At 75.4% G+C, this 11338-nt stretch carries 12 protein-coding genes; 2 read left to right on the top strand and 10 right to left on the bottom strand.

Annotated features, from left to right (window positions below; genetic code table 11):
* The 8 genes from yajC to ACFWN3_RS00545 form a co-directional block, all read right to left on the bottom strand.
* Entirely contained in the window at nt 1-279 is a 279-nt protein-coding gene (gene yajC, locus ACFWN3_RS00580) for a preprotein translocase subunit YajC (protein ID WP_377642401.1), read from the bottom strand.
* A 144-nt stretch (nt 280-423) separates the two neighbouring features.
* Complete coding sequence (ruvB, locus tag ACFWN3_RS00575; RefSeq protein ID WP_377642400.1) at nt 424-1572, bottom strand: Holliday junction branch migration DNA helicase RuvB; 1149 nt, start codon at nt 1570-1572, stop codon at nt 424-426.
* The gene (gene ruvA / locus ACFWN3_RS00570) at nt 1569-2180 is read right to left on the bottom strand and encodes a Holliday junction branch migration protein RuvA (RefSeq protein WP_377642399.1); all 612 of its coding nucleotides are present in this window, start codon (nt 2178-2180) and stop codon (nt 1569-1571) included. Before ruvA ends, ruvB begins: the two co-directional genes overlap by 4 nt.
* Entirely contained in the window at nt 2177-2689 is a 513-nt protein-coding gene (gene ruvC, locus ACFWN3_RS00565; RefSeq protein WP_377642397.1) for a crossover junction endodeoxyribonuclease RuvC, read from the bottom strand. The genes ruvA and ruvC overlap by 4 nt, the downstream gene beginning before the upstream one ends.
* A 122-nt stretch (nt 2690-2811) precedes the next feature.
* Nucleotides 2812-3402 carry a class I SAM-dependent methyltransferase gene (locus ACFWN3_RS00560; protein WP_377642395.1) on the bottom strand — a complete coding sequence of 197 codons (591 nt, stop codon included), beginning with the start codon at nt 3400-3402 and terminating at the stop codon, nt 2812-2814.
* Entirely contained in the window at nt 3399-4154 is a 756-nt protein-coding gene (locus ACFWN3_RS00555) for a YebC/PmpR family DNA-binding transcriptional regulator (protein ID WP_377642393.1), read from the bottom strand. The genes ACFWN3_RS00560 and ACFWN3_RS00555 overlap by 4 nt, the downstream gene beginning before the upstream one ends.
* Complete coding sequence (pdxT, locus tag ACFWN3_RS00550; RefSeq protein ID WP_377642392.1) at nt 4151-4771, bottom strand: pyridoxal 5'-phosphate synthase glutaminase subunit PdxT; 621 nt, start codon at nt 4769-4771, stop codon at nt 4151-4153. The genes ACFWN3_RS00555 and pdxT overlap by 4 nt, the downstream gene beginning before the upstream one ends.
* 63 nt (nt 4772-4834) lie before the next feature.
* Nucleotides 4835-6412, bottom strand: coding sequence for a GGDEF domain-containing protein (locus ACFWN3_RS00545; protein WP_377642391.1), 1578 nt, complete (start codon nt 6410-6412; stop codon nt 4835-4837).
* A gap of 190 nt (nt 6413-6602) precedes the next feature.
* On the opposite strand from ACFWN3_RS00545, the gene ACFWN3_RS00540 reads away from it, so the two are divergent.
* Complete coding sequence (locus ACFWN3_RS00540) at nt 6603-7148, top strand: GNAT family N-acetyltransferase (RefSeq protein ID WP_377642389.1); 546 nt, start codon at nt 6603-6605, stop codon at nt 7146-7148.
* Here the strand turns inward: ACFWN3_RS00540 and ACFWN3_RS00535 are convergent.
* Both ACFWN3_RS00535 and ACFWN3_RS00530 read right to left on the bottom strand, forming a co-directional pair.
* Entirely contained in the window at nt 7127-8221 is a 1095-nt protein-coding gene (locus ACFWN3_RS00535) for a class I SAM-dependent methyltransferase (protein ID WP_377642387.1), read from the bottom strand. The genes ACFWN3_RS00540 and ACFWN3_RS00535 overlap by 22 nt on opposite strands.
* A 106-nt stretch (nt 8222-8327) precedes the next feature.
* A complete protein-coding gene (locus ACFWN3_RS00530) occupies nt 8328-9971 on the bottom strand; it encodes a LuxR C-terminal-related transcriptional regulator (RefSeq protein ID WP_377642385.1) in 1644 nt (547 codons plus the stop codon).
* Between the two features lie 88 nt (nt 9972-10059).
* Between ACFWN3_RS00530 and kynU the strand changes: the two genes are divergently transcribed.
* Entirely contained in the window at nt 10060-11298 is a 1239-nt protein-coding gene (gene kynU / locus ACFWN3_RS00525) for a kynureninase (RefSeq protein WP_377642383.1), read from the top strand.
* The last annotated feature ends 40 nt before the right edge of the window (nt 11299-11338 follow it).

The following is an 11338-nucleotide window of genomic DNA, read 5'->3' as shown; positions in this document are numbered from 1 at the left end:
TCAGGCCACCTCGGTCGCGCGCATGCCGATGGCGCGGCGGTCCCAGCGCAGCTGGACCCCGTTCCCGGCGTCGAGGGTCACGGTGGCGTCGTCGATCGCGACGATCGTCCCGTAGAGGCCGGACGTCGTCACGACCTCCTCCCCCACCGCGAGCGAGGCCTGCATGGCCTGGATCTGCTGGGCGCGCCGTCGCTGCGTGACCATCATGAAGATGAGGAGCAGGAACGGGAGCGCCAGGATGAGCAGGTAGCCGAGGCCGGAGCCGCTGCCGGAGAACATGGGTGAATCAGGTCCTTTTGGGTCAGGTCGCCCGCTCTCGGCAGGCAGTGGTGCGGCCCGGACGAGCCGGGCCGAGAGTGCAGTCTAGGCGAGTCGTTCCGGGGTGACCAACGAAGCGGGCGGGCGCGGCGTGCCCGATCCCCGTCAGCCGAAGCGCGGGCTCCCCGAGAGGTCGTCGGGCTCGTCCGCGGTCCCGCTGAGCGGGAGGGCGTCCTGGAGGGGGGCGCTGCGGGGCGGCTGGAGGCCCAGGTGGCGCCACGCGCGCGGCGCCGCGGCGCGTCCTCGGGGGGTGCGGACGATGAAGCCCTCGCGCACGAGGTAGGGCTCGGCGACGGTCTCGACGGTGTCGGACTCCTCCCCGACGGCGACCGCGAGGGTCGACAGGCCGACCGGGCCGCCGCCGAAGCGGCGGCACAGGGCCTCGAGGACGGCACGGTCGAGACGGTCGAGGCCGGCGTCGTCGACGTCGAAGAGGGCGAGGGCGGCCAGCGCGGCGCGGTGGTCGACGTGGCCGTCGCCGTGGACCTGGGCCCAGTCGCGGACCCGGCGCAGGAGCCGGTTGGCGATGCGCGGCGTGCCGCGCGAGCGGCCGGCGATCTCGGAGATGCCGGGCTCGTCGGCCTCGACCCCGAGCAGCCCCGCCGACCGGTGGAGGATCGTCACGAGGTCGGTGGTGTCGTAGTAGTCGAGGTGCCCGGTGAACCCGAAGCGGTCGCGCAGCGGCGCGGGGAGCAGCCCGGCGCGCGTGGTCGCACCGACGACGGTGAAGGGGGGCAGCTCGAGCGGGATCGCGGTGGCGCCGGGGCCCTTGCCGACGATGACGTCGACCCGGAAGTCCTCCATCGCCAGGTAGAGCATCTCCTCGGCCGAGCGGCTCATCCGGTGGATCTCGTCGAGGAAGAGGACCTCGCCCTCGTCGAGCGAGGACAGCACGGCCGCGAGGTCGCCGGCGTGCTGGATCGCCGGGCCGCTCGTGACCCTGATGGGCCGTTCGAGCTCGGCCGCGACGATCATCGCCAGGGTCGTCTTCCCGAGGCCCGGCGGTCCCGAGAGCAGGACGTGGTCGGGCGGGCTCCCCCGGCGGCGGGCGGCCTCGAGGACGAGGCCGAGCTGGTCGCGCACGCGCGGCTGGCCGGGGAACTCGGCGAGCCGGCGCGGACGCAGGGCGGCCTCGACGACCCGCTCGTCGTCGCTCCCGCCGGCGTCGACGACCCGCGCGGTGACCTCGAACGAGCCGTCGTCCTCGCGGTCGGCCTCGTGGACCTCGCTCCCCCAGCTCTTCGAGGCGCTCACGGCCGCAGCTCCCGCAGGGCCAGGCGCAGCAGGGCGGCGATCTCGGCGTCGGCCGGGGCGTGCTCGGCGACCCGCTCGACGGCGTCGCCCGCCTGCTTGGCCGACCAGCCGAGCCCGACGAGGGCCTCGGCGACCTGCCCGCGCCACGGCTCCCGGCCGGGGACGGCGGGCGGGGTGCCACCGGCCGGCACGGCGCCGCCACCGCGGACGGCGCCGACCTTGTCGCGCAGCTCGAGGACGAGGCGCTGGGCCGACTTGGCGCCGATGCCCGGGATGGTGGTCAGCGCCTTGGCGTCACCGGACGACAGGGCCGCGGCGAGCTGGTCGGGACCCATGACCGAGAGCATCGCCAGGGCGAGGCGCGGCCCGACCCCCGAGACCGTCTGCACGGTCTCGAACATGTCGCGGTCGGCCGGGGCCCCGAAGCCGTAGAGGGTGAGCGAGTCCTCGCGCACGACGAGGCTCGTCGACAGGGCGGCCTCGCTCCCCCGGTGGCACGACGAGGCGGTGGCGGGCGTGGTGTGGACGAGCATCCCGACGCCCCCGACCTCGAGGACGACGTGGTCGAGGCCCACGTGGGTCACCGTGCCGCGCAGGGAGGCGATCATCCGCGGGCCTGCTTCGCCAGGGCCTCGAGGCGGGCGGTCTGCGCCCCCCGCCAGGCGTGGCAGATCGCGAGGGCGAGGGCGTCGGCGGCGTCGGCCGGCTTCGGGGCCGCCGCGAGGCCCAGGATGCGGGTCACCATCGCGGTCACCTGCGCCTTGTCGGCGCGGCCGGAGCCGGTGACCGCGGCCTTGACCTCGGTGGGGGTGTGGAAGACGACGGGGATACCCCGCTTGGTCGCGGTGAGGAGCGCGACGGCGGTGGCGTGCGCGGTGCTCATGACGTTGGTGACGTTGGAGTCGGCGAAGACCCGCTCGACGGCGACGACGTCGGGGGTGTACCGCGCCAGCCAGCCGTCGACCTCCTTCTCGAGGAAGACGAGGCGCTCCCCCGGGTCGCCGTCGCTCGGGGTGCGCACGACACCGACGGCGACCATCGTCGCCTTGCCGAACCGGCCGTCGACGACGCCGAGGCCGCACCGGGTGAGGCCGGGGTCGACACCGAGCACGCGCACGAGCAGCCTTCCGTCGGGGCACGTCCGGCGGGCCGGGCGTTAGAACACCTGTTCGGTGGTAACGCTACACATCCCCCGCCGACCGGCGGCGCAGCAACACGCGGTCGGCGCGGGACCCGGGCTCAGGGGCGGGCGACGACGAGGTAGCGCTCGTCGGTGACCGGGCGACCCCAGAGGGCGGGGTCGGGCAGGGGGCGCACCTCGACGCGCGAGCACACCGCTGCCACGACGGCGGCACAGCGCTCGGCGGTCAGGCCGGCCCCGGTCACCCAGTTCCCCTCGACGAGGACGAGGCGGCCGTCCGGCCGCAGCGCCTCGACCCAGCGGCGCACGACGGCGACGGGGTCGGGCAGGGCCCACAGCACGTGGCGGCACAGCACGACGTCGGCCGAGGCCGGCGCCAGGGCCGGGTCGGCAGCGTCCCCCAGCCGGACGGTGGCCCGCGACCCCGCGAGCTTCTCGGCGGCCCGTTCGACCATGGCGGGCGAGAAGTCGAGCGCGTCGACGGTGTGCCCCTCCTGCGCGAGGAGCAGCGCCAGGGTGCCCGTCCCGCACCCGAGGTCGACGACGTGGGCCGGGGGCGCCGGGAGCACCCCGGTCAGCAGGGTGCGCCAGGCGTCGCGGACCGCGGGGTCGAGCAGCCCGTGGTCGGGCGCCTCGTCGAACGCCGCGGCCTCGGCGTCCCAGAGGGCGACGCCGTCGGCGTCGCTCACTCCTCCTCGAGCTGCGCGAGGACGTCGTCGGGGATGTCGCCGTTGGCGTAGACGTCCTGGACGTCGTCGCTGTCCTCGAGGGCCTCGATGACGCGGATCATCTTCTTCGCGCCGTCGAGGTCGAGCGGGATCTGGAGGTTGGGGACCCAGGAGGCCTCGGCGGAGTCGTAGTCGACGCCGGCGTCCTGGAGGGCGGTGCGCACCGCGACGAAGTCGGTGGCCTCGGACACGATCTCCCACGTGTCGCCGTTGTCGTTGACCTCCTCGGCGCCGGCCTCGAGGACGACCTCGAGCAGCTCGTCCTCGGACTTCTCGGTCTTCGGCACGATGACGACGCCGCGGCGGTCGAAGACGTACGACACCGAGCCCGGGTCGGCGAGCTGGCCGCCGTTGCGGGTCAGCGCCGTGCGGACCTCGGCGGCGGCGCGGTTGCGGTTGTCGGTGAGGCACTCGATGAGGATCGCGACCCCGCCCGGGGCGTAGCCCTCGTAGGTGATGGTCTCCCAGTCGGCGCCGCCCGCGGTGGCCCCCGACCCGCGCTTGACCGCGTTGTCGATGTTGCTGTTCGGGACCGACGACTTCTTCGCCTTCTGGATGGCGTCGTAGAGGGTGGGGTTGCCCGTGGGGTCGCCGCCGCCGGAGCGGGCCGCGACCTCGATGTTCTTGATGAGCTTGGCGAACAGCTTGCCGCGCTTGGCGTCGATCGCCGCCTTCTTGTGCTTGGTGGTCGCCCACTTGGAGTGGCCGCTCATGAACGCTCCCTCTGGTTCTGCCTCACGATGTCGACGAACAGTCGGTGGAACCGGTGGTCGCCCGTCACCTCCGGGTGGAAGGACGTGACCAGCAGGTTCCCCTGTCGCGCGGCGACGATCCTACCGGCGGCGGGTCCGTGCTCGACACGCGCCAGGACCTGCACGGCCGCACCGGCCTCCTCGACCCAGGGGGCCCGGATGAAGACCGCCCGGACCGGCTCGCCACCGAGCTCGCGGATGTGGAGGTCCTCCTCGAAGGAGTCGACCTGGCGCCCGAAGGCGTTGCGCCGCACCGTCATGTCGAGCCCACCGAGGGTCTGCTGGTCGGGCCGTCCGTCGGCGATCCGGTCGGCGAGCAGGATCATCCCGGCGCACGAGCCGTAGACCGGCATCCCGGCGGCGATCCGGTCGCGCAGCGGCTGCTGGAGTCCGCAGGCCCGGACCAGCTTGTCGATCGTCGTCGACTCCCCACCGGGGAGGACGAGCCCGTCGACCGCGTCGACCTCGGCGGGGCGGCGCACGGTGCACGTGCGCGCGCCGGAGGCCTCGAGGGCGGCGAGGTGCTCGCGCACGTCGCCCTGCACGGCGAGGACGCCGACGAGGGGCTGCTGGTCCACGAGCGAGGATGCTACGGCGCGAGGCCCACCCGACGCTGCGGCGGGCACCCGGGCGACCGTGGCTCAGGACGCGACGCCGTCGCGACCGCCGTCCTTGGCGCGGTACAGCGCACGGTCCGCGGCCTCGCGCAGGTCGTCGAGGGCGCTGACCTTCCCGACGGCGAAGCCGATGCTCACCGTGACGGCGAGACCAGGCGCGAGGTCGTCCCAGTGCTCGGCGCGGATGCCGCGGACGACGGCGCGGCAGCGCTTGGTCGCCACGGCGGGGTTGTCGGTGTCGAGGAGGAGGATGAACTCGTCCCCACCCCACCGCACGACGAGGTCGGAGTCGCGCACCACGGCCCGCAGGGCGCCGGCGACCCGGACGAGGACCTCGTCCCCGACATCGTGGCCGTACGTGTCGTTGACGCCCTTGAAGTGGTCGACGTCGACGAGGACGAGCGCCATCTCGCGGTCGCGACCCACGCCGCGCACGACGTCGGTGAGGGCGGCGACGTGGCCGGCGAGGCCACGCCGGTTCGCGACACCCGTGAGGACGTCGAGCTCGGCCTCGACCCGCAGCCGGGCGTGCTCGGAGACCATCGTCTCCTCGCGGATCAGGGACGCCATCGCCTCGACGGCCGCGACCCGCGCCTCGTGGCGGCGCAGGGCCAGCTCGCGGGCGACGCGCAGCCCGGCGGTCTCGAAGCCGAGCTGCGTCGACTCGAGCTCGGCGTCGCGGGTCAGGGCCAGGAGGAAGAGCTCGGGGTGGCGGACCCGGTCCCACGCGTCGATGGCCTCGGCGAGGAACCGGCGCGCTTCCCCGGGGTCGGGCTCGACGAAGGAGCGGGCCAGCGCGACGTAGGTGGCGAAGTCGGTTCCGGCGCCGTCGGCCATCTCGCGGGGCGCGGCCGCCTCGGGCGGGGCGATCGCGTCGACGAGGTTCTCGAAGATGTGGACGTCGATCCGCCAGCTCTCGGGGATCCGCTCGACGGGGACGTGCTGGGCCGCGTACCGGGCGCGCTCGCCGTACTCGGCGAGCTCCGGGGCCGGGCCCGCCTGGCGCAGCACGCACAGGCGCCGGAGGTTGATCTCGGCCCGGTTGTAGAGCAGGGTGCCCATCCGCTCGACGTCGTGCTCGTCGGTCTCCCACTGGGCCGCCGCGGCCGAGGTGTGCTCGAGGGCGAGGTCCCACATGTCGCGGTCGAGGTAGGCCGTCGCGCACTCGACGTGGGCCGACCCGAGCATCTTGTGTCCGGGGGCCGCGTCGCGCAGCAGCACGGTGGCGCGGGCGAGGTCGCGGTCGGCGTCGAGGCGTGCCCTCGCTCCCCACATCACCGCCGTGGCGCCCTGGCCGAGCGCCAGCGCCTCGAAGACGGGGTCGCCGGAGGCCCGCGCCCGCTCGAGCAGCGCGGCGTGCAGGGCCGGCGCCTCGTCGGGGTCGCTCTCGTTCGCGAGGAGCCGGACGTAGTCGGCGACGAGGAGCACGTCCGCCCACCCGTGCTCGGTGGCCGTCTCCTGCAGGCGCGTCACGACGTCGGGGTCGTACTCCGGGGTCTGGGAGGTCCGGATCTGGGAGCGGGCCAGCTCGAAGGCCGCGTGGTGGTCGGCCGAGCGCGCGCGAGAGCCGGTCCTCGTGGCGGTGGCGGCCCCCGTGCTCATGGCATCCAGTGTGCGGTGCGCACGGGCCGTCCGTCCGGAGGTTGCCGACATGTCGCCTGAACGGCCGATGCGGAGGTCGACCGGCCGTCGCCGCAGGTCATGGGCCCGGGTCGGCGGGAGGCGGTCCCGCGGGGGCGGTGCGGAAGGGCGGGGCGGCAGGGCGGCGCGGCACGCTGCCTAGACTGCGCGGGTGTCCCCCGCCGCCGCCGTCTCCGTCCGGCCCCGCGAGGCGCAGGACGTCCCCGGGCTCGCGCGCCTCCTCGGTGAGCAGCAGGCCGGCTCCGGGTACCCGGTGCGGTGGCCGCTCCCGTTCCCCGCCGAGGACTTCGTCGTCCGGCCCACCGAGCTGGCCGCCTGGGTCGCGGTCGTCGACGGGCAGGTTGTCGGGCACGTCTCCCTCCTCGCCCTCGGCCCCGGCTGGGACACCGACGCGTGGGTCGCGGCGACCGGCGCCGAGCCCTCGGCGATGGCGGCGGTCGGCGTCCTCTTCGTCGACCCCGCGCGGGCCGGTCTCGGCATCGGGAGCCGGCTCCTGACCGCCGCGGTGGACCACGCGCGGTCGCTGGGCCGGCTCCCCGTCCTCGACGTCGTGCAGGAGACGTCGCGCGCGGTCGAGCTGTACCGCCGCCACGGGTGGCAGGAGATCGGGCAGGCCCGCCCGCCGTGGCTCCCCGACGGGCGGCTGCCCCTCCTCCTCATGGCCCTGCCCGAGGGTCAGGGGCGCGCGACGACGTAGGCGTTGAACGGGTCCTCCTCGAGCTCGTGCCGCACGACGTAGGCGAACCCGGCCTCGCGGACCATCTGCTCCGCGAGCTGGACGCCCCACACGGTGCCGAGCCCGTCGCCGCCCTGGCCGAGGGACACCGACATGCAGTGCAGCGTCGAGACGGCGTAGAGGAAGGTCCCCCACGGGAGCGCGACGTTGTCCTCGAGGCGGCTCGAGGCGTTGATGTCGACCATGAGGAAGGTGCCGTCGGGGCGCAGCGCCCGGTGGATCGCCGCCAGCACCGTCGCCGGGTGGGCCTGGTCGTGGATGGCGTCGAAGGCCGTCACGAGGTCGAAGGCGCCCTCGGGCAGCGTGGCGACGTCGTGCTCCTCGAAGGTGACGTTCGTCAGCCCCCAGGCCGCGGCCTCCGCGCGGGCGGCGACGAGCGCGTCGGGGCTGAAGTCGTAGCCGGTGAACCGGCTGCGCGGGAAGCTGCGCCCGAGGAGGTTGACGGCGTGCCCCTCGCCGCAGCCGACGTCGAGGACGTCGATGCCGGCGCCGAGCCGGTCGACGAGACCGGTGAGCGGCACGATGGTGTCGATGAGGGACGCGTCGTTGACGGCGCCGCTGTCGTCGGCCTGGACGTCGTGGAACCCGGGGTAGTCGTCGTACGACAGGCCGCCGCCGTGGCGGAAGCAGTCGACCACCTTCGGGGCCGCGGCGCCCATCATCGCGACGACCCGCATCGTGCGGGCGAGGTTGTCGGGGCCCGGGCCGGTGACGAACGGCCGCACCTCGGGGCACAGGGCGTAGGTCGCGGCGACGGGGTCGTACTCGACGACCTCGGCGCAGGCCATCCCGCCGAGCCACTCGCGCACGTAGCGCTCGTCGAGCCCGGCGGCGTCGGCGACCTGGCGGCTCGTGGCTGGCGGGAGGTCGGCGAGGGCCTCGAACAGCCCGGTGTCGTACCCGATCCCGAGCAGGACGGCGGTGGAGCCGTCCTCGAGGACCCGGACGAGGCGGTCGAGGACGCCTCCCTCGGCGGTGGCGTCGGTGGGGGCGTCGGTGGTGGTCGGTGCGGTGGTCGTGTCGGTGGTGGTCATGGCTGGCTCCTCTCGGCGCGGGCGGCGGTGCTGCCACCCGTCCACCGACGCTAGGAGCGCGGGTCGGGGCGCCGCGTCGGGCGGATGGTGTACTTGTGGCGCGGCCTCATGGGGCGTTTCGTGCAGGTGCGGCGGCGACGGCCTCGATGCCGTGCTCACGCGCCCACGCCGCGGCGGCCGTCCGGCTCGAGACCCCGGCCTTGGCGTAGACGTTGGCGAGGTGGCGGCTCACGGTCTTCTCGCTGATGACGAGGTCCCGCGCCACCTCGCGGTTGCTCGCCCCCGTGAGGACGCAGCGCAGCACCTCGAGCTCGCGCTCGGTGAGGCCACCGGGAGGGCGGTGCGGGGCCAGCCGCCGGAGGTCGGCCTCGGCGCCGAGCCGCTCGTAGATGGCGCTGGCGGTCGCGCGCTCGGCCTCGGCGAGGGCCGCCTCGCCCCGGCCGTCGCGGACACGGGCGAGGAGCTCGTGGACGCGCGCCGTGGCGTGCCGGCTGCGCTGGGCGCGGTACACCGCGGCGGCCGCCTCGAGGTGGGGCAGCGCCTCGTCGAACCCACCACGGTGGAGCAGCAGGCAGGCGGCGGCGTGGTCGGACCACGCCCGCAGTCCGGGGGTGTCGTGGAGCTCCGCGGTCTCGGCGAGGTCGGCGCACGCGGCCTCGGCGAGGACGAGGTCGCCGGCGCGCAGGGCGACCTCGACGGTCGGCAGGAGGAGTCGGGCGCGGCCGATCCGGCCCGTCTCGGCGACGGCGGCCCGCAGGTCGGCGAGGGCCGCGGCCGGGCGGCCCTCGGCCTCGTCGAGGAGGGCCAGACCGGGCTGCGGGGTCACCGACAGGTCGCGCGCCCGCTCGTACGCCGACCGCGCGCCACCGGCGTCGGCGCGCAGCCGCCGGACGTCCCCGAGCTCACGGTACCCCTCCCCCGCGACCCAGCCGTGGGAGCCGACGAGCGCCCGGCTGCGGTCGGCCACCTCCCGCTCGACGAGGTCCCACTGCCCCTCGGCGGCGAGGAGCTGGAGCTGGTGGACGCGGGTGACCCCGGCGAAGAGGAAGGTCTCGGACAGCGGGGCCGACCACCGCTGGAGCGCGTCGGTCCACGCCCTCATCCGGGCCAGGTCCCCGAGCTCGTGGCACTGGTGGATGACGGTGCAGTGGACGTCGCCGGCCCACAGCGCGGGCAGGGTCCCCGACAGGACCGCGAGCATCGCCTCGTCGAGGTCGCCGAACCCCTGCGCCGTGCGCCCGGACCACACCGCCGACAGGCCGGACAGGACGAGGGCCAGCGCCTCGAGGGCGTCGTCACCGAACCGCGTCGACAGCTCGTGGAGGACCTCGGCCCCGCGGACCGCGGGTGCCGCGTCCTGGTCGACCTCCCACGCGAGGCCGGCGTCGACGTAGACGAGGTAGCCGTGCACCGGTGTGGGCTCGACCTCGCGCAGCAGCCGCCGGGCCCGGTTGAGCCAGGCCTGCCCGATGACGACGTCGCCCTCGGTCGACCACGACAGCGCCAGCTCGAGGGCGAGCGCCGCGGCCGCGACCGGCTCGCCCTCGGCCACCCGGGCGCGGTAGACGTCCTCGGCCACCTCGCGGGACGTGGAAGTGTCACCCAGCCACCAGGAGGCCCGGCCGAGGAGCTCGAGGTCGTCGGTGGGCAGCGGGGCGACGGCGTGCTCGCGCTGCAGCAGGGCCCGCGCGGTCCGCCAGTCTCCTGCGGCGTAGGCCTCGCGGGCCGCCACGACCCCGTCCGAGCCCATCGGCGCCTCCTGCGCCGAGGGTACTGCGGGGGCGGTGACGCCGGTAGCGCCCGGCGGCGCGAGGACCGGCGGGCGCTACCGTCGGGGCATGTCGACTCCGCTGACCGACCGGGCCCGAGAGCTCGACGCCACCCACGCCGGGACCGACCTGCGCGGCCGCTTCCGCCTCCCGCCGGGGGTCGTCTACCTCGACGGCAACTCGCTCGGCGCGCTGCCGGCCGGGGTCGCCGAGGCGGTCGCCGACGTCGTCCACCGCCAGTGGGGCAGCCGCCTCATCGCGAGCTGGAACGAGGCCGGCTGGTGGGAGGCCCCCACGCGCGTCGGCGACCGGGTCGGACGCCTCGTCGGGGCGGCCCCGGGGCAGGTCGTCGTCACCGACTCGACGTCGGTCAACCTCTACAAGGCCGTCGTCGGAGGCGTCCGGCTGCGGCCGGGGCGCCGGGTCGTCCTCACCGACCCGGGCTCGTTCCCCACCGACCTCTACGTCACCGACGCCGCGGCCCGCGACGCCGGTGTCGTCGTCGAGCGGGTCGCCCCCGACGAGGCCGTCGCGCGCATCGCCGAGCTCGGCGACGACCTCGCCCTCGTGTCCTACTCCTCGGTCGACTACCGCACCGGCGAGCTGTGGGACCTGCCCGCCATCACCCGCGCCGCGCACGCCGTCGGGGCGCTCGCCTGCTGGGACCTGTGCCACTCGGCCGGGGTCATCGACGTCGGGCTCGACCTCCACGAGGCCGACCTCGCCGTCGGGTGCGGCTACAAGTACCTCAACGGCGGCCCGGGCGCGCCCGCCTACCTCTACGTCGCCCACCGGCACCAGGACGACTTCGACCAGCCGCTCGCCGGGTGGAACGGCCACGCGACGCCCTTCGCCATGGCGCCCGAGTACGTCCCGGCGCCCGGCATCGCGCGCGGCCGGGTCGGCACCCCGCCCGTCCTCGGCGTCCTCGCCCTCGAGGCGGCGCTGGGCGCCTACGACGGCATGCCCGTGGCCGACGCGCGCGCACGGTCGCTCTCGCTCACCGGGTTCTTCCTCGAGTGCCTCGACACCCTGGCCCCCGGGCTCGAGGTCGCGACACCGCGCGAGCCGGAGCGGCGCGGGTCGCAGGTCAGCGTGCACCACCCCGAGGCCTACGGCGTCGTCCAGGCGCTCATCGCCCGTGGGGTCGTCGGCGACTTCCGCGAGCCCGACATCGTGCGCCTCGGTTTCGCCCCCCTCTACCTGACCCACGCCGACGTCCTGCGCGCCACCGAGCACCTGCGCGCCGTCCTCGACGGCCGCGAGTTCGAGCGCGAGGAGTTCCGCGCCCGCGCCACGGTCACCTGACGCCACGACCCCGGGCGAGCACCCGCCGAGGGCCCTCGCT

This window comes from Oryzobacter terrae (assembly GCF_042756445.1).
Classification (GTDB): Bacteria; Actinomycetota; Actinomycetes; order Actinomycetales; family Dermatophilaceae; genus Oryzobacter; species Oryzobacter terrae.
This window is presented reverse-complemented; position numbering and strand designations above follow the sequence as displayed.

What these genes read in the sequence shown, in the direction of transcription:
- kynU (WP_377642383.1), top strand. Translation starts at nt 10,060, where the DNA reads ATGTCGACTCCGCTGACCGACCGGGCCCGAGAGCTCGACGCCACCCAC.
- ACFWN3_RS00530 (WP_377642385.1), bottom strand. Translation starts at nt 9,971, where the DNA reads ATGGGCTCGGACGGGGTCGTGGCGGCCCGCGAGGCCTACGCCGCAGGA.
- ACFWN3_RS00555 (WP_377642393.1), bottom strand. Translation starts at nt 4,154, where the DNA reads ATGAGCGGCCACTCCAAGTGGGCGACCACCAAGCACAAGAAGGCGGCG.
- ruvA (WP_377642399.1), bottom strand. Translation starts at nt 2,180, where the DNA reads ATGATCGCCTCCCTGCGCGGCACGGTGACCCACGTGGGCCTCGACCAC.
- ACFWN3_RS00545 (WP_377642391.1), bottom strand. Translation starts at nt 6,412, where the DNA reads ATGAGCACGGGGGCCGCCACCGCCACGAGGACCGGCTCTCGCGCGCGC.
- ACFWN3_RS00535 (WP_377642387.1), bottom strand. Translation starts at nt 8,221, where the DNA reads ATGACCACCACCGACACGACCACCGCACCGACCACCACCGACGCCCCC.
- yajC (WP_377642401.1), bottom strand. Translation starts at nt 279, where the DNA reads ATGTTCTCCGGCAGCGGCTCCGGCCTCGGCTACCTGCTCATCCTGGCG.